Origin of the sequence: Lentzea sp. NEAU-D7, assembly GCF_026242055.1 — a bacterium.
In the GTDB taxonomy this organism is placed as follows: Bacteria; Actinomycetota; Actinomycetes; order Mycobacteriales; family Pseudonocardiaceae; genus Lentzea.
Window position 1 is genome coordinate 155,463 of record NZ_JAPJDL010000006.1, and the last position, 22,411, is coordinate 177,873.

A 22,411-nucleotide genomic window follows, 5' to 3' on the forward strand; every position below is an offset into this window, starting at 1 on the left:
GTCGACAGTCCAGTTTTGGCAAAGTAAGTTGCTGTTATGGCAACAACCGTGGGGCAACGGCTCGCCGCGCTGCGGGCCGAACACGATCTGACGCTGGCGACGCTGTCCGAGATGACGGGCATCTCGAAGTCGACGCTGTCGCGCCTGGAGACCGACCAGCGCAAGCCGACGCTGGAGCTGCTGCTGCCGTTGTCGCGGACCTACCAGGTGTCGCTGGACGACCTGGTCGGCGCGCCCGAGGTGGGCGATCCGCGCGTCGCGATGAAGCCGCGCCAGCTCGACCACGGCCGCGTCGGCATCCCGCTGACCCGCTCGATCGGGCCGCTGCAGGCGTGGAAGATGATCATCACGGACTCGGAGCTGCACGAACCGCGCGTGCACGAGGGCTACGAGTGGTTCTACGTGCTGAGCGGGCGGATCCGGATGCGGCTCGGCGACAAGGAGATCGTGCTGCGCGCGGGCGAGGTGGCCGAGTTCGACTGCCGTCAGCCGCACAGCTTCAGCAGCGCGGACGGCAGGCCCGCCGAGATCATCAGCCTGTTCGGCAAGCAGGGAGAACGCATCCACACCCGCGCGGCGCCGCCGAACAGGTCATAGTGGAGGCATGTGCCGAAACATCCGGGTGCTCCACAACTTCGAACCGCCCGCCACGCCCGACGAGGTGCAGGCCGCGGCGCTGCAGTACGTGCGCAAGGTGGGTGGGGCGACGAAACCGTCCGCGGTGAACCAGGTCGCGTTCGACAGGGCGGTCGCGGCCGTGGCGGCGGCGACGCAGGAACTGCTCGACGCGCTGGTGACCACGGCACCGCCGAAGGACCGCGAGGTCGAGGCGGCGAAGGCCAAGGCGCGGGCCGCCGAGAGGTACGGCAGCTAGTTCCGCGTGCGGGTGTCGAGGTACATGCAGATCAGCTTGGCCGCGATGCCCGCGGAGCCGACGATGAAGGCCTGGTCGGGGCCGAGCGTGACGGCGATGGCCCACAGCAGCAGGGCGATCAGCACGAGGATGACCGTCACCTGCATCGCGTGCGGCCAGTGGCCGGGGTGGACCAGCCACCTCTCCAGCTGCCGCGGCTGCGGAACCTCCACGTCACCCGCTCTATCGGGTGAACGCTCCGCCCTTACCGCCATCGTGCTCCCTCGCCGTGATTCCTCCTGACGAACCCATTCTCCTGAGTTGATCTTCTACGGAGGGTTACTTCCGCTGGTCTTGCGGTAAGCGTTCGGTGAGCGTCGGCGAACGGCAGACGAACGGTCATCCGCTTGATCGGTTGCCGGTCCGTCACCTTCCGTTTACCGATTGCGATCTAGGTCGCAACTCTGCGTGTCACCTACTCGGGTGACGGCTCAACGCTGCGTAGCGGTTGCGCCGTTCGGAGCAGGCCCGTTTTTGTCAGACCTCTCGGATAACGTCAGGTGAAGCTCGCGGTACGAGGGGAGAAAACGTTGCCGGACAACAACGTCAGCGTCACCGCACTGTCGTTCACCGAGTACGTCATGAGCGGTCAGCGTGGACGCATCAACATCGTGTCGGAACAGCGGGGGATGTACCTGGCCTCCGACACGCGGGTCTGCGGGTTCTACAACCCGATCCGCGACGCCATGCGACGAGCGGTCAACTCGACCGAACCCGAGATCGAGCTCAAGAAGGCGATCATGAACGCCAACCGCACGGGGCAGCCGCGGGCGTTCGAGGAGATCGCCGACGGCTTCCTGCCCTGGCTGGCGTCGTTCAAGGCGACGGGGGTGCCGGTGGAGGGCGCCACCTACCGCGCCGGCGAGCTGACCCTGAAGGTGCGGCCGCACCTGGGGCTGCGCAAGAAGGACGGCACGACGTACGCGGTGCTCGTGCACACCAAGGAGGTGCCGCTGACGAGGGAGGCGGCCAACGTCGGGCTGCGGATCCTGCAGCACACGGTCGCGGACACGCTGCCCGGCGCCATCCCGATGGTGCTCGACGCGCGGCGCGGCAAGGCGTACCAGATGCCGGCGCGCACGAACCTCGGCAAGCTCGACGTGCTGATCGCCGCCGAGGCGATGGGGTACGTGACGCACTGGAAGTTGTCCGGCCTGTTCGAGTCCGTCCAGGTCGGGTAGGGGGAAGGCGACGCGGTCCGGCTGGGGGGTCGGGCCGTGTCGCGGGACCCGCACGGGGGAGGGTCGTCGGGGGGCGAGGGCCTGCTCAGGTCGCTCAGGCAAGAGCCGAAGGGTGAGCCCGGGATCGTGAGGGCGGAGGCCGGAGAGCACCTGGGGTTCGCGTTTCCCGGCGATTCCACGGCCGCAGCGAGCGAGGCCTGATCAGCAGGTCTTGAGCAACGCCGCCAGCGCGTCGTGCTCCGGCTGGTCCACGGTCAGCTTGTAGGTGATCTTCACCGAGATCCAGTGCCGCGCGTACGTGCACCCGTACGCCGCGACCGGCGGCTTCCACTTCGCCGGGTCCTGGTCGCCCTTGGAGCGGTTGGACTTCGCGGTCACCGCGATCAGCTGGATGCCGCCGAGGTCGTTGGCGAACACCTTGCGCTCGTCGTCGGTCCACTTGTCGGCGCCCGACCGCCACGCTTCGGCCAGCGGCACGGTGTGGTCGATGTCGACCTCGCCGGCCTCCTTGACCACCACGCCGTCGTACACGCTGTTCCAGGTGCCCGAGGTCGCCTTGCAGTCCTTGTCCGCCTTCACGTCGGCGCCCTGGCGCTGCAGCACGATCTCCCTGGTGTCACAGGAGTTCCCCTGCGAGGCCCAGTGCGGGAAGCGGTCGCGGCTGTAGCCGGCCATCTTGCCCTCCGGCGCGATCTTCAGGGCGGCGAGGTCCGCCGAACCGGTCGGCACGGGCGCGGGCGTCGTGGGCGGGTTGTCCTGGGACGACTGGAGATTCGTGAGGTACCAGCCGACCGCCACGAGCAGCACGAAGACCACCAGTGACGTCACCGCCGCGCGATTCATGCGCCCATGATCGACCATGCTGATCACGGACCGGTCACCCGGCCCGTGATCAGCGTGTCGGGGCTACGGACGCGAGGTCAGGTAGCCGCCCATGTGCTTGAAGTACTCGTGCGCCTTGAGCTCGGTGCCATCGGCGGTACGAACCTTCTTGACCAGCAACGCCTTGCTCCTGCCGCGCCGGGCCTCGGCGCCGGCGACGATCGCCACGCCGTCGCCCTCGCGGTAGAAGATCCGGCCGGGGGTGCCGCCGTAGACCTCGGCCGAGACGTCCGCCTCGATGATCTCCAGGCGCTGGCCGCGGTGGAAGCAGAACGCGCTCGGGTACGGCGCGCACTGCGCGCGCACCAGGCGGTCCAGCTCCTCGGCGGTCCAGGTGAAGTCGATGCGCAGGTCCTCCTCGGCGCGCTTGTGGAAGAACGAGGCCTGCGAACGGTCCTGCTTCTGGAAGTCCGTGCGGCCGGACGCGATCTCGGCGAGGCCGTCGACCGTGATCGGGCCGAAGAGCTCCAGCGTCTTCTCGAACAGCACGGCCGTCGTGTCGCGCGGGCCGACCGGGACCGAGCGCTGCAGCACGATGTCACCGGCGTCGAGCGTGTCGTCCATCATGTGCGCCGTCACGCCGACTTCCTTCTCGTCGTTGAGAAGCGCCCAGATCAGCGGCGAGAAGCCCGCGTACTTCGGCAGCAGCGAGTCGTGCACGTTCAAGGTGCCGTGCTTGGGCAGCGCGAAGACCTGCGGCGGGATCCACGTCCGCCAGTTGCAGGCGACGATCACGTCCGGCTCGGCGGCCTTGAGCGCGTCGAGCAGCTCCTGGTCCTCCGGGCGTTCGCGGACGATGACCTCGACGCCGTTCTCGCGGGCCAGGTCCTCGACCGAATCGCTCCAGACCTTCTCGTACGCGCCCTCTCCCTTGGGGTGGGTCACCACCAGGACGACCTCGTGCTCGGACGCCAAAAGTGCCTGCAGGGTGCGATGACCCCAGGTCTGGAACCCGAACATGACGACCCTCATGGGGGTGTCCTCCTTCACTCCGGTGCGATACGGTCAGGCTAACCTAACTGACGGCTTGCGAAGATAGCTTAGGCTGCCCTAAGTTCAGTGCTCATGCATCCGATCTACGACATCGTCGGTATCGGGTTCGGTCCTTCGAACCTGGCGCTCGCCATCGCTCTGACCGAGCACAACGAGCAGGCCGAAACCCCTGTCACCGCGGTGTTCCTGGAACGCCAGGAGGCGTTCGGCTGGCATCGGGGCATGCTCCTGGACGACGCCACCATGCAGGTGTCGTTCCTCAAGGACCTCGTCACCATGCGGAACCCGACCAGCCGGTTCTCGTTCCTGTGCTACCTGCGGGACCGCGGCCGGCTGATCGACTTCGTCAACCACAAGAACCTGTTCCCGCTGCGCGTCGAGTTCCACGACTACTTCGAGTGGGCAGCGGCCCAGGTCGACGACGTGGTCGCCTACGGCACAGAAGCCGTTGGCGTGGAAGCGATCCAGGACGACCTGTTCGAGGTGACGACAGCCACGGGTGACGTGTACCACGCCCGCAACCTCGTCTTCGCGACCGGACTGCGCCCTGCCGTGCCCGAGGGCATCGCGTTGTCGGACCGCGTGTGGCACAACAGCGATTTCCTGCACCGCGTCGGCACGCTGGAGGACCCGAAGCGCTGCGTCGTCGTCGGCGCCGGGCAGAGCGCCGCGGAGGCCGTGGCGTACCTGCACCGCGAGTTCCCCCGCGCCGAGGTGTGCTCGGTGTTCTCCCGCTACGGCTACTCCCCCGCGGACGACAGCTCGTTCGCGAACCGGATCTTCGACCCCGAGGCCGTCGACCACTACTTCGACGCCCCGGACGCCGTGAAGCAGCGGTTGATGGACTACCACCGCAACACCAACTACTCCGTGGTCGACGTCGACCTGATCGCACAGCTCTACCGCACCGCGTACCAGGAGAAGGTGCTCGGCACCGAGCGCCTGAAGATGATGAAGATGACCCGGCTCGTCGCGGTCGAGGAGTCCGCGGACGGCGCGCGTGCGGTGATCCAGTCGCTCGTCACCGGAGAGCAGGAGTTCGTCGACACCGACCTCGTGCTGCTCGCGACCGGCTACGACGAGGCCGCGCCGGTACTCGGTTCGCTGGACGAGACCTGCGCACGCGACGAGGCCGGCCGTCTCGTCGTCGGCCGCGACTACCGCCTTCAGACGTCGCTCAGGGGCGGCATCTACCTGCAAGGCGGCACCGAGCACTCGCACGGCATCACGTCGTCGCTGCTGTCCAACGTCGCGGTGCGCTCGGGTGAGATCCTGACGTCCGTGCTGACCAACACCCCCGTGCCGGTTCTCGCGACCGCGTGAAACTCGACCTCAAGCTCACGGGCTGCCGGGCCGTCACGATGGACCCGGCACGCCCCGCCGCGCACACGATCGGCATCTGGCAGGGCCGCATCGCGGGACTGGACGAGCAGGTCGCGGACATGCCCGCCACCGAGACCACCGACCTGGGCGGCGCCGTGGTGCTGCCCGGGTTCATCGACGCCCACACGCACCTCGCGTGGAACGGCCGCCGCACCATCGACGTGACCGGCCTGGCGACGGTCACGCAGATCCTCGACCGCCTCACCGATGCCCCCGGCACGGGCTGGATCGAGGCGTCCGGCTACGACCACCGGATCATGGACCGCCCGCTGACGGCACTGGACCTCGATCGGATCAGCGGCGGCAGGCCGGTGTACGTCGCCGACCTGTCCGGGCATGCCTGCGTCGTGAACTCCGTGGTGCTGAACCGACTTCCGGAGATCACGAGCGACGGCTGGCTGACCGAGAACGAGCAGCTGGCCGCGCGCACGTTGCGGCTGCCGTACTCACTCGACGAGATCGTCGCCGAGCTGCACCAGAGCGCCCGTCAGGTGCTGTCCGAGGGCGTCACGATGTGCGCGGAGGCGGGCATCGGCGCGGGCCTGATCGCCAGCAGCCCGCTCGAAGCCGCCGCGTACCAACGGGCCCGGCTGCCGATCCGCGTGCAGCTCATGGTGTCCGCGCACGTCCTGCACGACGTCGCCGCGGACCCGTCCGACGGCGTTCCGCGCGCGATCGACCTCGGACTGCACACCGGTTTCGGCGACGACATGCTGTCGCTGGGAGCACTGAAGCTGTGGACCGACGGCGGCATGATCGCGCGCACGGCCGCGTTGTCCGAGCCGTACCTCGGGACCGGCGGCTCGGGTCAGCTCGCGGAGTCCGAGGAGTTCATGCGGGCCGTGATCATCGACGGCCACCACGCCGGCTGGCAGCTCGCGATCCACGCGATCGGCGACAGGGCCATCGACTTCACCCTGGACGCCGTCCAGGAGGCGCAACGGCAACGCCCGCGCCCCGACGCCCGGCACCGCGTCGAGCACTGCGGCCTCGTCCGCCCGGACCAGCTCGGCCGGATCGCCGCGCTCGGCCTGGTCCCCGTCGTCCAGCCGACGTTCCTGCACGCCTACGGCGACGACTACAGCGAGATCATGGGCCCGCGCCGGGCGCCGTGGATGTACCGCGGACGTTCGTTCCTCGACCACGGCATCACCGTCGCGGGCAGTTCGGACCGGCCGGTCGCGGACGGGGCCCCGTTGCGCGCCATCGAGTTCATGGTGCGCAGGAGGTCGTCCAGCGGCCGGGCGGTCGGGCCGGACGAGGCGATCACCGTCGAGGAGGCGATCCGCGCGTACACGCTCGGCGGCGCCTACGCGTGCCGCAAGGAGCACGTGCTGGGCAGCCTCACCCCGGGCAAGCTCGCGGACCTGGTCGTGCTCGGCGAGGACCCGCGCACGAGCGACGCCATCGCGGAGATCCCCGTGCTCGCCACCGCGGTCGGCGGCACGCTCACGACTCAGCGATCTTCTTGATCGCGGCCAGCCGCTGGTCCCACTGGGAGGCGAGCGAGGCCATCCAGGAGGCGGTGGCGTCGAGCGCGCCCGAGCGGACGGAGAAGTTGTTCTCCCGGCCGGCGCGCTCGGACGCCACCAGCTCCGCCTTCTCCAGCACACCCAGGTGTTTCACGATCGCCTGCCGGCTCACCGGCAGCTCGGCGGCGAGCACCGACGCCGACACGGCGCCCTTCGCCGCGACCAGGTCGAGGATCCGCCGGCGCATCGGGTCGGCGAGCGCGGCCAAGACGTCATCGACCTGACTCACTCGCGCACCCCTTCTGCAACCCGATGGTTGCAGAACAGGCTACTGCAGGTGGAAGGTCGCGGCCAACGTCGTCAGGCGGTCGGTGATGTCGGCGTGGACGTTCGCGCGGCGGACCCAGTTCTCACTGCCGGACGAGGCGGACGGCGGCGTGCCCAGCGGCGTCACCGCGTCCGTGACGCCGTACTCCAGCCGGTACGCGAGCACCGCGATCGCCGACTCGAGCCAGAACGACGGGTCCGGCGTGGGGATCTCGCCCAGTCCGACCCGGAACCAGACCGGCATCCGCGCGTACTGCCCGAGCGCTTGGGAGATGCGCCGCGCCGCCGCGTCCTTGATCTCACCGCGCGCCTTGTCCCCCGCGAGCACGGCCTCGGTGCGCCACTGCTCGCCCATCGCGTCCTCGTCGGCCTCCAGCCGTTCGGCGGCACGCTGCGCGCTGGCCTCGTTCGCGTTGATCAGCCACTCCATCTGGCGCACCTCGTGCGACAGCGCGTCCCGCTCGAACCGGGGCACCCGCCCACCGTCCAGTTTGGACCTGGCCTCGTCGCGGCGGGCCTTGAGCCCGTCGAACTCGAGCACCTCCTGCTTCAGGGCGACCCTGGCCGCGTCGGCGAGGATCTCCTGCTCGGCGTCCCACGCCGCGCGCAGCGCCTCAACCAGCGGCGCGACCTCGCCGGTCACCGCGTCGAGATCGGCCAGCGGCCCGTCCCCGGCACCGGACAACCGCCGCTCCAGCACCGTCAGCCGAGCCGTGACGCGCTCGAGCTCCGCCGAGAGCTGACCGACGTGACTGATCAACGTGGCGACCTGCGGCTCGACCACGTCGAGCCGTTCCTTCTCCGTGGGCACGCGACCAGCGAACCGGACACAGTGGACCCGGAAAAGCGGGTACCCCGGCAATGCACGCATTAGGGGCGTGGTTCCGCCCGGCCGTGGCACCACCCTCACGCACCGTCACCACTGGGTGAACCCGGACAGAACGAGGTATTAATAGAAAATGGCGACCTCCGTTACTGAGACCGAACGCAAGTACGAGGCACCATCGGACGCGAGTCTGCCGGACCTCACCGAGATCACCGGCGTGGCGACCGGCCCGGAAGAGTTCGACCTCGAAGCCACCTACTTCGACACCGACGACTACCGCCTGGCCCGCGCCGGCGTGACGCTGCGCAGGCGGGTGGGCGGCAACGACGAGGGCTGGCACCTCAAGCTCCCGGCAGGTGAAGACTCCCGCCAGGAACTCCGCGTCCCGCTGGGCCGCGCCGTGAAGAAGCCCCCGAAGGACCTCTCCTCCCTGGTCCGCGCCCACACCAGGGGCGGCGACCTGGCCCCGGTGGCCGAGATCCGCACCAACCGCCGCCGCTGGCAGCTCACCAACGGCAACGGCGACATGCTCGCCGAGGTCGTCGACGACGTGGTCACCGCCCAGACCATGGGCTCCTCCACCACGACCACCTCGTGGCGCGAGATCGAGGTGGAACTGGGCGAAGCCGGCGACCGCGCCCTCCTCGACACGGTCGAACGCCACCTGGGCGACGCGGGCATCGTCCCGTCGTCCTCGAAGTCCAAGCTGTCCCAGGTGATCGGCGTGAAGCGGGACTCCGGCCCCGCCCTCGGCAAGAAGCCGACCGCGGGCGACGTGGTCCTCGCCTACCTCTACGAACAACGAGCCGCACTGCAGAACCAGGACCCGCGAGTCCGCCGCAACGAGCACGACGCCGTCCACCAGATGCGAGTGGCCACCCGCCGCATGCGCTCGGCCCTCCAGGCCTTCGGCAAGATCGTCGACCGCGAGCAGACCCGGGCCCTGACCGACGAACTGAAGTGGCTGGCCTCCGTCCTGGGCACCTCACGAGACCTGGAAGTGCTCCGCATGCGCTTCGAGGAGGGCCTGCACGCCCTTCCGCCGGAACTGGTCCTGGGAGACGTGGCCGCCCGCACGACCCGCCACTTCGCCCCGCTGGAAGCCAAGGCCCACAAGGACTCCGTGGCCGCGCTGGACAGCGAGCGCTACTTCACCCTCCTCAACACCGTCGACGCGCTGCTGACCGCACCTCCCCTGACGTCTCTGGCGTCGGGCAAGGCGAAGGACGTCCTCCCGCGCCTCGTGGAGAAGGCCCGCCACCGCCTGGACGTCCGCGTGGAGGAAGCCCTGGCCACCAACGACAGCGACGAACCCCTCCACGAGGCCCGCAAGGCGGCGAAACGCCTCCGCTACTCGGCCGAGGTCGCCGAGCCCGCACTCGGCAAGCACGCCAAGGCCCTGCGCAAGCGGGCGAAGGACGTGCAGACCCTCCTGGGCGACCACCAGGACTCGGTGGTCGCACGCCCGGTCCTGCTGGAGCTGGGCAGGGGCGACGAGAACGGCTTCACCTTCGGCCTGCTGTACGGCAAGGAGGTGGAGCTGGCGCACCAGACGGAAGCGGCCCTCCCAGCCCTGTGGCGCAAGCTGAGCAAGGAACACCTCTAGCCAAAGCGCCTGATCGAACGCGATGCCGCAGGCGAGCCGTCCTTGCCAAACGCTCCGGGTGGGGTGGCTTCGTCACGAGTCGTGCCACAGCTCTTGCTGCATGTGAGTAGGGGTGTCAACTCGACACGCTTTTCGTCGAGTTGACACCCCTACCCACATGTGGCCCGCTCTTGGCTCGATTCGTGACGAAGCCACCCCACCGACGCGCCCCACAAAGCAACGCGCCTCCGCCCAACGCAACAGGCGTGCCATCTACCCGCGCACGGCGTGGACCCGGCTTTGGATCAGATTGGCGGGGTCTGGGGCGGAGCCCCAGGAACAGCCAAGAAATTGGTCTGAACCTTGACACCGAATCACCACCCCTGAAACCGTGGCAGAACGCCGCCGACTCCCCCGTGCCCCGTGGAGGATGGCGTGAAAGCGAAACAACTGCAGGCCGCACTGGCGGCACTGGTGATCGCCGGGTCAGGAGTGCTGGTGACCAACACGGCAGAAGCGGCAGCCAAGAGCCCCCTGCAAGAGCTGGTCCCCCAGCCGGTCCAGGTGCGGCCGCGCCCGGACGTCACCTTCACCCTCACCGCGTCCGCCAAGATCCAGCTGACGACCCGCGACGCCCGCACACCGGCCGAGCTGCTGGCGAAGGTCCTCCGCCCCTCCACGGGCTACGCGCTGCCGATCACGGACGGCATCTCCGGTGACGGCGTGGTCCTGACGAACGGCGCGGACCCCAGGACCGGGCCCGAGGGCTACCAGCTGGACGTGACGCCGAAGCAGGTGGTCATCCGGGCCAACTCACCGGCCGGCCACTTCAACGGCATCGCGACGCTGCGCCAGCTCCTCCCGCCCAGGGCCGAGGCGAAGACCAGGCAGCCGGGGCCGTGGACGGTGCCGGGCGCCAGCATCCTGGACCACCCCCGGTACCACCACCGGGGCGCGATGCTCGACGTCTCCCGCCACTTCTTCACCCCGGACCAGGTGAAGCGCTACATCGACCAGATCGCCGCGTTCAAGATCAACTACTTCCACCTCCACCTGTCGGACGACCAGGGCTGGCGGCTGGAGATCGCCAGCTGGCCCGAGCTGACCAGGATCGGTGGCAGCACGGAGGTCGGCGGCCGGACGGGCAGGCTCTTCTACACGCAGGACCAGTACAAGGACATCGTCGCCCACGCGGCGAGCAGGGGCATCACGGTCATCCCCGAGTTCGACATGCCGGGCCACACCAACGCCGCCCAGGCGAGCTACGCCGAGCTGAACTGCGACGGCAAGAAGCGCCCGCTCTACACCGGCACCGAGGTCGGCTTCAGCTCCCTCTGCATCAACAAGGACATCACCTACGAGTTCGTCGAGGACGTGGTCCGCGAGGTCTCCGCGATCACCCCCGGCCCGTACTTCCACATCGGCGGCGACGAGGCCCTCAGCACCCCTGACGCCGACTACGTGACGTTCATGAACCGGGTCCTGCCCATCGTCAAGAAGTACGGCAAGACCACCACCGGCTGGCACGAGTTCATCAAGACCACCCAGGACACGGCGGTCGTCCCGCAGTTCTGGGGCACCACGACGGCCGACGCGAACGTGGCCGCGGCGGCGCAGCGCGGCAACAAGATCCTGATGTCGCCGGCGAACCGCGTCTACCTCGACATGAAGTACGACAAGAACACCAAGCTCGGCCTGGACTGGGCGGGCCTCGTCGAGGTCAGGGACGCCTACGGCTGGAACCCCGGCGCGTACCTGCAGGGCGTGACCGAGGCCGGCGTGCGCGGCGTCGAGGCTCCACTGTGGACGGAGACCATCAGGACCTCCGCCGACATCGAGTACATGGCGTTCCCGAGGCTGCCGGTCGCCGCCGAGCTCGGCTGGTCTCCGGCAGCCGTCCACGACTGGGACCGCTTCGCCCCGCGCCTGGGCGCGCAGGGACCGCGCTGGAAGGTCCAGGGCGTCAACTTCTACGCGAGCCCGCAGGTGCCGTGGAAGAAGTGACTCAGAAGTAGCCCTGCCCTCGATCCGAGTAGCTGACCAGCAGGTGCTTCACACGGCGGTACTCGGCGAGCACGGCGGTGTTCGCCGGGTACGCGTGGTAGTTGTTGACCCACACCCGTTCGGCGCGCAGGTCCTGGCCGACGTTGTGCGCGAGCGCGACGTCGCGGCACCAGATGCCGGCGCCGAGCTGGGCGACGGCCTCGTTGGCGATCTTCAGGGCGTCGTCGCGGTCGTCGAACCTGGTCACCGACACGACAGGGCCGAGCACGTCGTCGGAGAACACGCCCGAACGGTGGTCTCCCTCGAAGATCGTGGGCTGCACGAAGTGCCCTGAGGCCTCGCCGCCGGTCACCAGGCGGGCGCCCTCGGCCTTGCCGCGCTCCACGTACGCAAGAACTCGATCGCGCTGCGCAAGACTCACGACAGCGCCGACCATGGTGTCCGTGTCGAGCGGGTCGCCCGAGCGCAACGCCTCCGTCCGGACCGTCGCGAGGTGCAGGAACTCCTCGTAGACGGCGGTCTGGATCAACGCGCGCGACGGGGCCGTGGAGACCTGGCCCTGGTTGGCCGCGAACATCGCGAAGCCCTCCAGCGCCTTGTCCAGGAAGCCGTCGCGCCGGGCCAGGACGTCGGAGAAGAAGATGTTCGGGCAGCGGCCGGCGACGACGGGGTGGTCGTCGGAGCCGGTGACGACGTTGACGACACCGGGCGGCAGCAGGTCGGCGATCACGCCCAGCAGCACGTGGATCGACGCCGGGGTCTGCAGCGCGGGCTCCAGCACCACGGCGTTGCCGGCGGCCAGCGCGGGTGCGAGGACGCGGCAGGCGTTCATCAACGGGAACGTCCACGAGACGCGCTCGTGCACGACGCCGATCGGCTGGAACGAGCGGTAGTCGAAGGTGCCGCGGCCGACCTGCTCGACCTCGCCCACCTCGGCGCGGACGAGTGCGGCGTACTGGCGGAACAGCTCGATCAGCATCGGGAGGTCGGCGACCAGGGCCTCGCGGACCGGCTTGCCGTTGTCCCACGTCTCGGCGACGGCGAGTTCGGTGGCGTGTTCCTCGATGCGGTCCGCGATCTCGCCCAGCACGGTGGCGCGCTCTCGGGGCGTGGTGCTCCCCCACGCGCGTGCGGCGCCACTGGCCGCGTGCATCGCACGGGCGCGGTCGGCGTCGGTGCCGCGGGCGACCTCGGTGAAGACGTCTCCGGTCACCGGAGTGACGTTCTCGACGTACTCACCGGTCACGGGTGACACGTAGTCGCCGCCGATGAAGTGGTCGTACCTCGCTCGGTACGCGACCACGCTGCCGGGCTGCCCCGGCGCCGCGTACTGCGTCATTCTCGACTCCCTGCCAGAGATGGCCCACTCGATGCCTGGGTTGGGGAAAATGAGAAAGTAGGCAGCAGAACGTTGCATGCTCGTTGCAAGCCGTGGATGGATCAGTGAGCCACGAACCCGGGCAACACGCACTGTTGCTGAGTCGAGTCAGAGAAGCCGTGTTGAGTGGTACCCACACGGTTGATTTGCCACGCTCGGTGATTTCCGCGTCGTGGCAACGGTCACTCGCCGCCAACGTCGATCCCGACCTGCACACCGCGCCGACCGTGTTCGCCGCCGACGAGCTTTCCGACCTGCGCGAACGGCATCCGCTGCACCCGACGCTGCCGCTGTTGCGCGAGACGTTGCTGGGCTTCGCGGAAGAGGCGAAGCACATCATGATCGTCGCGGACGCCCAGGGCCACATCCTGTGGTGCGAGGGCTCCAAGGACACCCGCGGCAGCGCCGAGGACGTCGGCCTGGCGGAGGGAACGCTCTGGTCGGAGGGTGCCGCCGGGACGAACGGAATGGGCACCGCGCTCGCGGTGAACTCCCCCGTCACGGTCCACTCGGCCGAGCACCTCGTGCGGACCTACCACCACTGGACCTGCGCGGCGAGCCCGATCCGCGACCCCGACACGGGGACCACGATCGGGGTCGTCGACCTCAGTGGCCCGATCGAGACGGTGCATCCCTCGATGGTGGCGCTGGTCTCGGCGTCCGCCCGCCTCGCCGAGTCGGAGATGCTATCCCGGATGCACGCGCAGGACGAGGAGCTGCGGGCGCGCAACATGCGCCACCTGATCGCGTTGCGCGGCGAGCCCGGCGCGTTGCTCAGCCCGACCGGCCGGGTCGTGGCCGTCGAACCGTACGGCCTGCTGCCCTCGCGCGTCGACGTCTCCGCGGACCGGGTTCAGCTCCCGGACGGCCGCGAGGCCGTGCTGGAGCCGCTCGCCCACGGCTACCTGCTGCGCGTTCCCCGGCAACGGCACGTGCGGCGCAGCGTCCTGTCGCTGTCGTTCCTGCTGCCGGAGCCCAAGGTCGTGCTGGACGGCCGCGAGGTCCCGATCTCGTTGCGGCACGCGGAGATCCTGGCGGCGCTGACGCTGCAGGGCAGGCTGACGGCCGGCCAGCTCGCGTTGCGCCTCTACGGCGAACGAGGCAACCCCACGACCGTGCGCGCCGAGCTGCACCGGCTGCGGGCGCAGCTGGGCCCGGACGTCCTCGCGACCAGGCCGTACCGGCTCACCGCCGATGTCGAGACCGACTTCCTGGCGGTGCGGGCCGCCCTCAAGGCGGGCGACGTGCCGCTGGCCGCGAGCAGGTACCGCGGCTCGCTGCTGCGCCGCTCCGAGGCACCCGTCGTCCTGGCAGAACGGGACGACCTGGCGACCGGGGTGCGCAAGGCGGTCCTGCAGCGCGGCGACGCGAACGCGCTGTGGACGTTCACCCAGACCGACTCCGGCGAACACGACGTCGAGGCGCTGGAACAGCTGGTCAAGCTGCTGCCGCCGGACGACGTCAGGTTCGCCATCGCCACCGCACGACTCCGGAGACTCAGTCAGGACGATTGACAAGACTCTCAGGAACTGAATATCTTCCTTGCTAAGACACTTGGCGAGGGGGAGTTTTCGTGCGTGTACTCATCATCGGAGCGGGGACCGGTGGCCTGTGCCTGGCGCACGGGCTGAAGAAGGCCGGTGTGGACGTGGCGCTGTTCGAACGCGACCGCACGCCGCGCAGCATGTTGATCGGCTACCGCGTCGGGATCAGCCCGGACGGCAGCAAAGCGCTGCACAGCTGCCTGCCGCCGGAGGTCTTCGCCGAGTTCGTCCGCACCACCGCCCGGCCACCGCGGCGCATAGTCATGCGGACGGAGAAGTACAAGGAACTGCTGGTCGGCGACATCGACACCGACCGCGACGACACCCGCAGCGAGAAGTCGGTCAGCCGGATCGCGATGCGCACGGCGTTGCTCGGCGGCCTGGACGACGTCGTCCGGTTCGACAAGACGTTCACGCACTTCACCCAGAACGACGACGGCACCGTCACCGCGTTCTTCGACGACGGCACGTCCGAGACCGGGGACGTGCTGGTGGGCGCGGACGGCGCGCAGTCCAGGGTGCGCAGGCAGTACCTGCCGGACGCGAAAGTGGTCGACACCGGCATCACGTCGATCGCGGGCAAGCTGCCGCTGACCGACGAGAACGCGAAGCTGCTGCCCCCGCTGGCCGACGGCGGCATCACGTTGCTGTTCGGGCCGCACGGCGAGTTCGTGATCATCCACGTGATGCGCTTCGACGGCACCGGCGTCGAGGACGACTACATCATGTGGGGTTACGCGGCCTCGCACGAGAAGTTCCCGGACATGACGGGCATGAGCCCGGCGGAGCTCAAGCAGGTCGTGCTGAACCTGACCCCGAAGTTCCACCCGAACCTGCGCAAGCTGTTCGCACTGGCCGTCCCGGAGACCGTGTTCCCGATCAGGGTCCGCACGTCCGAACGGCTGCGGCCGTGGCAGCCGAGCAACGTCACGTTGATCGGCGACTCGGTGCACCTGATGACGCCCGGCCGCGGCATCGGCGCGAACACGGCGCTGCGGGACGCGGAACTGCTGTGCCGCAAGCTCGTCGAGGCCCGCGCGGGCGAGGACGCCGTGCGGGCGATCGGCGAGTACGAGCGGGAGATGATCGAGTACGGCTTCGAGGCCGTGGAGGCGTCGCGCGAGATGATGGACGGCACCAGCCTGGTCCACAAGCCCGTGATCGGACCGGTCGTGGCGGCGTTCTCGCGGACGTTCCTGCGCGTCACCAACGCCGTGCCCGTGCTCAAGCGGAGGATGCTGGCCGAGGACGCGGCGGAGCGTGATCACGTAAGTTCTGACCATGAGGTTGTTCACGCCCGGTGAGGTCGTGGTGCGGCGTGAGGTGCTGCACGGCAAGGTCTGGTCGGAGATGCCGACCAGGGTGGTCGCGGACGAGCCGGGGCTGCTCGCGGTGTTCGTCGAACCGGGCACCCGGCTCACCTACCCCGACCACCACCACCCGCACCCGTGGGACAAGCCCGAACGCGGCTTCTGGCGCGGTCACGGCAAGCTCATGCTGCACCGCCCGCAGGACGCCTACTCCGTCGACCTGTTCTGGAAGGGCGACGACCGGGTGTTCGGCAACTACTACCTGAACCTGCAGGCGCCCTACCGCCGCGTCGAGGACGGGTTCGAGACCCTCGACCACGCGCTGGACTACACCCTGGCGCCGGACGGCACGTGGGAGCAGCGCGACCTCGACGAGTTCGAGGAGCAGGTCGCGTCGGGCAAGTACTCCGCCGCCGAGGCCGAGGCGATCAGGGCCGAGGGGCTCAAGATCGAGAAGATGCTGGCGTCCGGCGAGATCTGGTGGGACACGGCCTGGGCGGACTGGCACCCGTGAAGGTCCGGCCGCTCACGTTCGGCACGCTCGTCGGCGAGATCGCCGGCCAGGTGTCGGGGATCGACGGGCGGGTGCGCGTGCTGATCGACGGCGCACCCGCCGCCGAACCCGGCAGGCTCGCGGACGCCGTCGTGGAACCGTTGCGCGCCATGGGTCGCGCGGTGCAGCGAGTGTCCCTTCAGGACTTCCTGCGCCCGGCCTCCGTGCGGCTCGAGCACGGCCGCACCGACTCGTACTCGTACCGGCACGACTGGTTCGACTACAAGGGGCTGCAGCGCGAGGTCCTCGACCCGGCGGTGGACGGCAGGGTGCTGCCGTCGCTGTGGAACGCCACCACGGATCGCGCCAGCCGCGCCGAGTACGTCGACCTGCCGGAGAACGGCGTCGTGCTCGTGGACGGCACGCTCATGCTCGACCGGTGGCTGCCGGCCGAGCTCACCGTGCACCTGTGGCTCTCCCCCGGCGCGCTGAAGCGCAAGACCACCGAGGAGTGGACGCTGCCCGCGTTCGACGACTACGACCCGGTGGCCGACCTCTTCGTGCGCTACGACCACCCCGAACGGCCGGGTCTGGTCGAGTCGTGAACCGCTCTGCCCGCCGCGGACATAGGCGGGACAGAGAGGAGGGTCCGTGACCGACGAAGAACTCTGGGGGCAGGTCCGGGCCGGCGTGAGCGAGGCGTTCGGGATGCTGTTCGAACGCCACGCCCAAGCCGTGTTCGCGTACTGCCTGCGCCGCACCGGTACGTGGGCGGTCGCCGAGGACCTGGTGTCCGTGGTGTTCATGGAGACCTGGCGCAAGCGCACGTCCGTGACGGTCGGGGAGTCGTTGCTGCCGTGGCTCTACACCGTCGCGCTCGGCGTCACCCGCAACCACCAGCGCGCCCGCACGCGGTACAGGGCCGCTCTGGGCAAGGTCGCGCCGCAGCACGCCGACGACGACCACGCCGACGACGTGGCGCGGCGGGTGGACGCGGAGGCGAGGACGCGTGCGGTGATCGCGGAGCTGGAGAAGCTCCCGGCCGGAGACCGGGAGGTGCTGGAGATGTCCGCCTGGTCGGGCCTGAGCCAGGCGCAGATCGCCCAGGTGCTCGGCATCCCGGTCGGCACGGTGAAGTCCCGGCTCGCTCGCGCGCAACGCACCGTGCGCGGCGCACTGGTGGAGGAGGCGCTGTGAACATCACCCCGGACATCCCGCAGCTCGACCCGATGCGGCTCCAGGTCCGCAAGCACGCGCTGCTGAACGAGATCAGCCAGAAGCCGTCCCGCCGCTGGTGGCGCTTCACGGTGCCCGCGACGGCCCTCGTGGCCGCCGTCGCCGTGACGCTGGTGCTGTGGACCCCGACGAACCAGGACGCCTCCGCGGCGTGGACCGCCGAACCCAGAGCGCCCGGCGACCTGGGACCCGTGTTCGCGGACTGCGGGAGGACGCTCGACCGGCACGACGCCGAACGGGGGGTGAACGGGCCGGACTGGCCGGCGCCCCGGGACGTGGCCGTCGTCGACCAGCGCGCAGACATGACGATGGTGCAGTACATCGGTCCGCAGTCCGAGATGCTGTGCCTGCGGACACCGACGGGCGTCGGCACGAACGGGCGCGGGAACCTCCAGGACCAGGAACCGCTCGGCGACAGGCTGTTCGCCGACTTCGCCCCGTCCGTGGGCATGTACGACGTGGATGGTCGCAACGCCATGACCGTCCTGACCGGAAGGGTGAGCCGTGCGGTCGGCAAGGTGGTCATCAGCACCGAGGACGGGCTGCAGGTGACCGCGACCATCGGCAACGGCCGGGTCCTGGCCTGGTGGCCGAGCCTGGGCAAGCCGAAGGACGTCAGGCTCTCCGACGAAACAGGCGTTGTCCTGCAGACCGCCCCAATTCCCGTCAAGCACAGGTAGTCTGCAAGGCATGTGGCGGCCGGAGACCAAGCAGCGGGCGATGCTCGTGCTCGCGCTCTTCCTGCCCGCCCTCTACGCCTTCACGCTGTTCTCGTCTCCGACCGAGGTCGTCGCGGCCGTGACCGCGCTCGCCCTCGCGCTGATCGTGGTCGTCGCGCTGGTGCCGCTGTCGGTGGCGCCGGCGCGATCGCTCTCGATCCGCGAACGAGCCCAGCGGACGGCACAGCTGCGGCTGCGAAACCCTGATGCCGCAGGCAGGTCCCGTCCCCGAGCACCGGGATGCCGGACGTTCTGACACGTCCCGCACATCCCAACTCAAGACGGAGAAACCCCCTTGTTCGCTGACCTGGGCGCTGCCCTGGCGAGCTTCGGCATGCCCGCGCTCGCCATCGTTCTGTTCACGATCGTCGTGCGGCTCGCGCTGCACCCCTTCTACCGCGCGGCCGTGCGCGGCGAGAAGGCCAAGGCCGAGCTCGCACCCGAGATCCAGAAGCTGCAGAAGAAGTACGGCAAGGACCTGGTGCGGTTCTCCGAGGAGTCGCAGAAGGTCTACAAGCGCAACGGTGTGTCGATGTTCGCGGGCATGCTGCCGATGCTCGCGACGGTCCCGTTCTTCATGGTCGTCTACCAGGTGGTGACGACGCCGAACCCGTTGCTGGAGGGCACGTTGTTCGGCGTCTCGCTCGGCACGCACTTCACGTCCGGCTTCGCGTGGGTGTTCTTCGTGCTGTTCGGGCTGCTCGCCGTGGTCGCCTACCTGACCGCGAGGTGGCAGCAGTCGCGGATGACCACCACGCCCGCGCCGGGGTTCATGACCGGGCTGGTCAAGGTGCTGCCGTTCGGGACGATCCTGGTGGCCGCGTACCTGCCGCTGGCCGCCGGGTTGTACCTGCTCACCACGACGACGTGGACGATCGCGGAACGGGCGCTGCTCTACCGCATCCTGAGCTGAAGCTGGGCGATGAGCCGGACGAGCGGGTCGTCCAGGTCGAGGTCGATCCGCTTGAGCCGGTACCGCAGGGTGTTCGGGTGCACGTGCAGCCGGTCCGCGGCAGCGCGCACGTCGCCCAGCGCGTCGAGGTAGGCCAGCAACGACTTCGCGAGCTCCGGGTCCAGCGCGTCGATCCGCGGGTCCCGGATGCGCGGGTTGTCCTGGAGCAGGGCCAGGATCTCGCTCACCAGCACCTGCGAGCGGACGTCGGCGAGCGTCGCCACCTCGGCGTCGAGGTCGCGGGCCATCGCGTCCAGCACGCGTTCGGCCTCCTGGCGGGAGATCTGCGCGTCGTCCAGCGTGGACACCGTGGAACCGACCGCCGCCTGGACCGCCGTGTGCAGGTGGCGGCGCGCGGTGGTGACGATCTCCCTGGTCAGGCTCAGGAGCTGGGCGTTCGGGGCGAGGTCCGGTAGCAGGACGTAGGTGCGGCCGCCGGACTCGCTGACCAGCGCGCTGCGCCGGTACGCGGCCGCGTGCACGGAGATCAGGCCGGTCATCTCGGCTCGGCGGAGCTCGTGTTCGCTGCGGTCGCCCTCGGCGCTGCGCACCGCGAACACCACGACCGCAGCGGGTTTTCCCGGGTCGGCGCCGATCTGACCGGCGACGGTGGCGGCGTCCATGCGGCCGGTGAGCAGGGCGGCGAGGAGGTTCTCGCGGAACCGCGACGTGGGCTGGTTGCGCTGCTGGATGAGGTGCGGTGCCGTGACGCGGGCGGCGCCGAGCAGGGCTCGTTCGGCCTGCTCGGTCAGCGGCTGGTCGCCCTCCTGCACCCAGATCGTGCCCAGCGGCTGCTGGCCCGCGTGGATGCCGACGGCGATGCGCCGGCGGATGCCCAGCTCAGGACGTTCGTCGATGCGGACGACCTCCTCGCCCGAGCGCAGGAGGTTGTAGACGCCCCACTCGCGCAGCATCTTCAGGTACGGCTCGGGGCCCTGGCGGCCGAGGATCGACAGCCGGCGCAGCTCGTCGACCTCGTCGGACGAGCGCGAGTACGCGAGCACGCGGCTCGCCGTGTCCTCGATGCTGACGATGCCGCCGGTCAGGGTGGCAATCGTTTGCGCGAGCGCGAACAGGTCGCCGAGGACCTCGCCGTCGTCGGTCGTGGTCGTGAGGACGCCCTTGGCGAGCGACTCCAGGTGGCCCCAGCGGACCTCGGGCCTGACTTCGAGCAACGCCACGCCGGCGTCCACGGCGGCCTGTTCGAGAGCCTTGGACGACTCCTTGACGGCGACCGCGGCTGCTTTCGCTCGGCCTGCCGCCCTGATCAGCGGCAATGCGGCCCGGCCACGTGCGCCGATGACCAGCGCGAGGTCACCTTGAGCCACGTCCGGCGGGTCGTCCGGGTCCATGATCACGACATCGCGCACGTCGACCTCCAGGCCGCGCGGCGCGACCTGCAGTTCGACCAGTGGATCACCGAGGGCGATCAGGATGTGGCGGAGGCTCATGGCTGTTCGATCGTACATCTGACCTGGTGAATCTTGGCCTGTTACACAACCGAGGCCAGGTCACGCGGACTTACGGTGTGCGTACCGAACAAGCCCATAAGGAGTTGCGAGTGGACGCGGTCACCCAGGTTCCCGCCCCGGTCAACGAGCCGGTCCTGCAGTACGCCCCCGGTACCCCGGAGCGCGCTGAGCTGCAGGCCAAGCTGGTCGAGCTGCAGAAGGAGCCGCTCGACCTGACGCTGACCATCGGTGGCGAGCAGCGCATGGGTGGCGGCGAGCGGTTCGACGTCGTCCAGCCGCACAACCACCGCTCGGTCCTCGGCACGCTGGCCGGCGCGACCCAGCAGGACACGACCGACGCGCTGCGGGCCGCCCGCGAGGCCGCTCCGGCGTGGCGCGCGATGTCGTTCGACGACCGCGCCGCGATCATCCTGCGCGCCGCCGACCTGCTCGCCGGCCCGTGGCGCCAGACGCTGAACGCCGCGACGATGCTCGGCCAGTCGAAGACCGCGATCCAGGCGGAGATCGACTCGGCCTGCGAGCTGATCGACTTCTGGCGCTTCAACGTGCAGTTCGCCCGCAACCTGCTGGCCGAGCAGCCGATCTCCTCCCCCGGCGTGTGGAACCGCACCGACCACCGCCCGCTCGAGGGCTTCGTCTACGCGATCACGCCGTTCAACTTCACCGCCATCGCCGGCAACCTGCCGACCGCCCCCGCGCTGATGGGCAACGTGGTGCTGTGGAAGCCGTCGCCCACGCAGTCGTTCGCCGCGCACCTCACCATGCGGCTGCTGGAAGAGGCGGGCATGCCGCCCGGCGTCATCAACCTGCTGCCCGGTGACGGCCTCGCGGTGTCCGAGGTGGCGCTGAACTCCCCCGACCTCGCGGGCATCCACTTCACCGGCTCCACCGCGACGTTCCAGAAGCTGTGGGCGCAGGTCGGCTCGAACATCGCGAACTACCGCTCGTACCCGCGCATCGTCGGCGAGACCGGCGGCAAGGACTTCATCCTCGCGCACCCGTCGGCTGACCCGGACGTGCTGCGCGTCGCCCTGATCCGCGGTGCTTTCGAGTACCAGGGCCAGAAGTGCTCCGCCGCGTCCCGCGCCTACGTGCCGCGCTCGGTGTGGAACAAGATCTCCGACCAGTTCCTGGCCGAGGTCGACGCCCTGACCTACGGCGACGTCACCGACTTCTCGAACTTCGGTGGCGCGGTGATCGACCGCCGTTCGTTCGACAAGCTGTCGGGCGTGCTGCAGGCCGCCCGCGCGGACTCGTCGCTGGAGATCGCCGCCGGTGGCACCGCGGACGACAGCGACGGCTTCTTCGTCCGGCCGACCGTGCTGCTGGGTTCCGATCCCACGAACTCCGTGTTCACCACCGAGTTCTTCGGCCCGGTGCTCGCGATCCACGTGTTCGAGGACGCGGACTACCTGACCGTGCTCAAGCAGATGGAGAGCGCGGCGCCCTACGGTCTGACCGGCTCGATCATCTCGCGTGACCGCGCCGCCGTGGCGCACGCGCAGGAGGAGCTGCGGTTCGCCGCCGGCAACTTCTACGTCAACGACAAGCCCACCGGTGCCGTCGTGGGCCAGCAGCCGTTCGGCGGCGGTCGCGCGTCCGGCACGAACGACAAGGCGGGGTCGGTCCACAACCTGCTCCGCTGGGTCAGCCCGCGCTCCATCAAGGAGACCTTCGCGGCGCCCACCTCCCACCTCCACCCGCACCAGGGCTGATACCCAAGCCCTCCTGAAGTGGGGGG

23 protein-coding genes are annotated in these 22,411 nt (G+C 69.5%); 16 read left to right on the forward strand and 7 right to left on the reverse strand.

Annotation, left to right across the window (positions count from 1 at the left end; translation table 11 throughout):
* Window positions 1–36: 36 nt before the first annotated feature.
* Window positions 37–597: a helix-turn-helix domain-containing protein gene (locus ORI60_RS14865; RefSeq protein ID WP_266037804.1), complete on the forward strand. Its 561-nt coding sequence runs from the start codon at window positions 37–39 to the stop codon at window positions 595–597.
* A 7-nt stretch (window positions 598–604) separates the two neighbouring features.
* Window positions 605–874 (forward strand): DUF2277 domain-containing protein, encoded by a 270-nt coding sequence (locus ORI60_RS14870; RefSeq protein WP_266037805.1) that lies wholly within the window; start codon window positions 605–607, stop codon window positions 872–874.
* Here ORI60_RS14870 and ORI60_RS14875 read toward each other — a convergent pair.
* Window positions 871–1,086 (reverse strand): hypothetical protein, encoded by a 216-nt coding sequence (locus ORI60_RS14875; protein WP_266037806.1) that lies wholly within the window; start codon window positions 1,084–1,086, stop codon window positions 871–873. The two genes, ORI60_RS14870 and ORI60_RS14875, sit on opposite strands and share 4 nt — an antisense overlap.
* A 357-nt stretch (window positions 1,087–1,443) precedes the next feature.
* Between ORI60_RS14875 and ORI60_RS14880 the strand changes: the two genes are divergently transcribed.
* Window positions 1,444–2,094 carry a hypothetical protein gene (locus ORI60_RS14880; RefSeq protein WP_266037807.1) on the forward strand — a complete coding sequence of 217 codons (651 nt, stop codon included), beginning with the start codon at window positions 1,444–1,446 and terminating at the stop codon, window positions 2,092–2,094.
* A 201-nt stretch (window positions 2,095–2,295) separates the two neighbouring features.
* Here the strand turns inward: ORI60_RS14880 and ORI60_RS14885 are convergent, their stop codons facing one another.
* Together ORI60_RS14885 and ORI60_RS14890 are read right to left on the reverse strand one after the other, a co-directional pair.
* Window positions 2,296–2,937 carry an HNH endonuclease family protein gene (locus ORI60_RS14885; protein WP_266037808.1) on the reverse strand — a complete coding sequence of 214 codons (642 nt, stop codon included), beginning with the start codon at window positions 2,935–2,937 and terminating at the stop codon, window positions 2,296–2,298.
* 63 nt (window positions 2,938–3,000) lie between these two features.
* Window positions 3,001–3,948 carry a methionyl-tRNA formyltransferase gene (locus tag ORI60_RS14890; protein WP_266037809.1) on the reverse strand — a complete coding sequence of 316 codons (948 nt, stop codon included), beginning with the start codon at window positions 3,946–3,948 and terminating at the stop codon, window positions 3,001–3,003.
* 93 nt (window positions 3,949–4,041) lie between these two features.
* Here ORI60_RS14890 and ORI60_RS14895 point away from each other — a divergent pair, with 93 nt between their 5' ends.
* Both ORI60_RS14895 and ORI60_RS14900 read left to right on the forward strand, forming a co-directional pair.
* Window positions 4,042–5,292 carry a lysine N(6)-hydroxylase/L-ornithine N(5)-oxygenase family protein gene (locus ORI60_RS14895; protein WP_266037810.1) on the forward strand — a complete coding sequence of 417 codons (1,251 nt, stop codon included), beginning with the start codon at window positions 4,042–4,044 and terminating at the stop codon, window positions 5,290–5,292.
* Entirely contained in the window at window positions 5,289–6,824 is a 1,536-nt protein-coding gene (locus ORI60_RS14900; protein ID WP_266037811.1) for an amidohydrolase, read from the forward strand. The genes ORI60_RS14895 and ORI60_RS14900 overlap by 4 nt, the downstream gene beginning before the upstream one ends.
* On the opposite strand, the gene ORI60_RS14905 is transcribed toward ORI60_RS14900, so the two are convergent.
* Together ORI60_RS14905 and ORI60_RS14910 are read right to left on the reverse strand one after the other, a co-directional pair.
* Window positions 6,802–7,113 (reverse strand): ArsR/SmtB family transcription factor, encoded by a 312-nt coding sequence (locus tag ORI60_RS14905; protein ID WP_266037812.1) that lies wholly within the window; start codon window positions 7,111–7,113, stop codon window positions 6,802–6,804. The two genes, ORI60_RS14900 and ORI60_RS14905, sit on opposite strands and share 23 nt — an antisense overlap.
* A gap of 39 nt (window positions 7,114–7,152) precedes the next feature.
* Complete coding sequence (locus ORI60_RS14910) at window positions 7,153–7,962, reverse strand: hypothetical protein (protein ID WP_266037813.1); 810 nt, start codon at window positions 7,960–7,962, stop codon at window positions 7,153–7,155.
* A gap of 148 nt (window positions 7,963–8,110) precedes the next feature.
* On the opposite strand from ORI60_RS14910, the gene ORI60_RS14915 reads away from it, so the two are divergent.
* Both ORI60_RS14915 and ORI60_RS14920 read left to right on the forward strand, forming a co-directional pair.
* Window positions 8,111–9,583: a CYTH and CHAD domain-containing protein gene (locus tag ORI60_RS14915; protein ID WP_266037814.1), complete on the forward strand. Its 1,473-nt coding sequence runs from the start codon at window positions 8,111–8,113 to the stop codon at window positions 9,581–9,583.
* 414 nt (window positions 9,584–9,997) lie between these two features.
* A complete protein-coding gene (locus ORI60_RS14920; protein ID WP_416234407.1) occupies window positions 9,998–11,566 on the forward strand; it encodes a beta-N-acetylhexosaminidase in 1,569 nt (522 codons plus the stop codon).
* 1 nt (window position 11,567) lies between these two features.
* Here the strand turns inward: ORI60_RS14920 and ORI60_RS14925 are convergent, their stop codons facing one another.
* On the reverse strand, window positions 11,568–12,905 hold the full coding sequence (locus ORI60_RS14925) for an aldehyde dehydrogenase family protein (protein ID WP_266037815.1): 1,338 nt from the start codon (window positions 12,903–12,905) through the stop codon (window positions 11,568–11,570).
* A gap of 197 nt (window positions 12,906–13,102) precedes the next feature.
* Between ORI60_RS14925 and ORI60_RS14930 the strand changes: the two genes are divergently transcribed.
* Genes ORI60_RS14930 through ORI60_RS14965 form a run of 8 tightly spaced genes read left to right on the forward strand, consistent with a single transcriptional unit; the run spans window position 13,103 to window position 19,159 of the window.
* Complete coding sequence (locus tag ORI60_RS14930) at window positions 13,103–14,458, forward strand: GAF domain-containing protein (protein ID WP_266037816.1); 1,356 nt, start codon at window positions 13,103–13,105, stop codon at window positions 14,456–14,458.
* 59 nt (window positions 14,459–14,517) lie between these two features.
* A complete protein-coding gene (locus ORI60_RS14935) occupies window positions 14,518–15,792 on the forward strand; it encodes an FAD-dependent oxidoreductase (RefSeq protein WP_266037817.1) in 1,275 nt (424 codons plus the stop codon).
* Window positions 15,770–16,312, forward strand: a complete 543-nt coding sequence (locus ORI60_RS14940) for a DUF402 domain-containing protein (RefSeq protein WP_266037818.1) — start codon at window positions 15,770–15,772, stop codon at window positions 16,310–16,312. The genes ORI60_RS14935 and ORI60_RS14940 overlap by 23 nt, the downstream gene beginning before the upstream one ends.
* A complete protein-coding gene (locus ORI60_RS14945; protein WP_266038025.1) occupies window positions 16,309–16,896 on the forward strand; it encodes a uridine kinase in 588 nt (195 codons plus the stop codon). Before ORI60_RS14940 ends, ORI60_RS14945 begins: the two co-directional genes overlap by 4 nt.
* Before the next feature lie 46 nt (window positions 16,897–16,942).
* On the forward strand, window positions 16,943–17,488 hold the full coding sequence (locus ORI60_RS14950; protein ID WP_266037819.1) for an RNA polymerase sigma factor: 546 nt from the start codon (window positions 16,943–16,945) through the stop codon (window positions 17,486–17,488).
* A complete protein-coding gene (locus tag ORI60_RS14955) occupies window positions 17,485–18,207 on the forward strand; it encodes a hypothetical protein (protein ID WP_266037820.1) in 723 nt (240 codons plus the stop codon). The genes ORI60_RS14950 and ORI60_RS14955 overlap by 4 nt, the downstream gene beginning before the upstream one ends.
* 10 nt (window positions 18,208–18,217) lie before the next feature.
* Window positions 18,218–18,502, forward strand: coding sequence for a DUF6412 domain-containing protein (locus tag ORI60_RS14960; RefSeq protein ID WP_266037821.1), 285 nt, complete (start codon window positions 18,218–18,220; stop codon window positions 18,500–18,502).
* A 39-nt stretch (window positions 18,503–18,541) separates the two neighbouring features.
* A complete protein-coding gene (locus ORI60_RS14965; protein WP_266037822.1) occupies window positions 18,542–19,159 on the forward strand; it encodes a YidC/Oxa1 family membrane protein insertase in 618 nt (205 codons plus the stop codon).
* On the opposite strand, the gene ORI60_RS14970 is transcribed toward ORI60_RS14965, so the two are convergent.
* Window positions 19,141–20,649 carry a PucR family transcriptional regulator gene (locus ORI60_RS14970; RefSeq protein ID WP_266037824.1) on the reverse strand — a complete coding sequence of 503 codons (1,509 nt, stop codon included), beginning with the start codon at window positions 20,647–20,649 and terminating at the stop codon, window positions 19,141–19,143. The genes ORI60_RS14965 and ORI60_RS14970 overlap by 19 nt on opposite strands.
* A gap of 110 nt (window positions 20,650–20,759) precedes the next feature.
* Between ORI60_RS14970 and pruA the strand changes: the two genes are divergently transcribed.
* A complete protein-coding gene (gene pruA / locus ORI60_RS14975; RefSeq protein WP_266037826.1) occupies window positions 20,760–22,385 on the forward strand; it encodes an L-glutamate gamma-semialdehyde dehydrogenase in 1,626 nt (541 codons plus the stop codon).
* The last annotated feature ends 26 nt before the right edge of the window (window positions 22,386–22,411 follow it).

Excerpts from the sequence above, each read along its gene's own strand:
- ORI60_RS14885 (WP_266037808.1), bottom strand. The coding sequence starts at position 2,937 with ATGAATCGCGCGGCGGTGACGTCACTGGTGGTCTTCGTGCTGCTCGTG.
- ORI60_RS14890 (WP_266037809.1), bottom strand. The coding sequence starts at position 3,948 with ATGAGGGTCGTCATGTTCGGGTTCCAGACCTGGGGTCATCGCACCCTG.
- ORI60_RS14940 (WP_266037818.1), top strand. The coding sequence starts at position 15,770 with ATGAGGTTGTTCACGCCCGGTGAGGTCGTGGTGCGGCGTGAGGTGCTG.
- ORI60_RS14865 (WP_266037804.1), top strand. The coding sequence starts at position 37 with ATGGCAACAACCGTGGGGCAACGGCTCGCCGCGCTGCGGGCCGAACAC.
- ORI60_RS14895 (WP_266037810.1), top strand. The coding sequence starts at position 4,042 with ATGCATCCGATCTACGACATCGTCGGTATCGGGTTCGGTCCTTCGAAC.
- ORI60_RS14925 (WP_266037815.1), bottom strand. The coding sequence starts at position 12,905 with ATGACGCAGTACGCGGCGCCGGGGCAGCCCGGCAGCGTGGTCGCGTAC.
- ORI60_RS14870 (WP_266037805.1), top strand. The coding sequence starts at position 605 with ATGTGCCGAAACATCCGGGTGCTCCACAACTTCGAACCGCCCGCCACG.
- ORI60_RS14970 (WP_266037824.1), bottom strand. The coding sequence starts at position 20,649 with ATGAGCCTCCGCCACATCCTGATCGCCCTCGGTGATCCACTGGTCGAA.
- ORI60_RS14960 (WP_266037821.1), top strand. The coding sequence starts at position 18,218 with ATGTGGCGGCCGGAGACCAAGCAGCGGGCGATGCTCGTGCTCGCGCTC.
- ORI60_RS14915 (WP_266037814.1), top strand. The coding sequence starts at position 8,111 with ATGGCGACCTCCGTTACTGAGACCGAACGCAAGTACGAGGCACCATCG.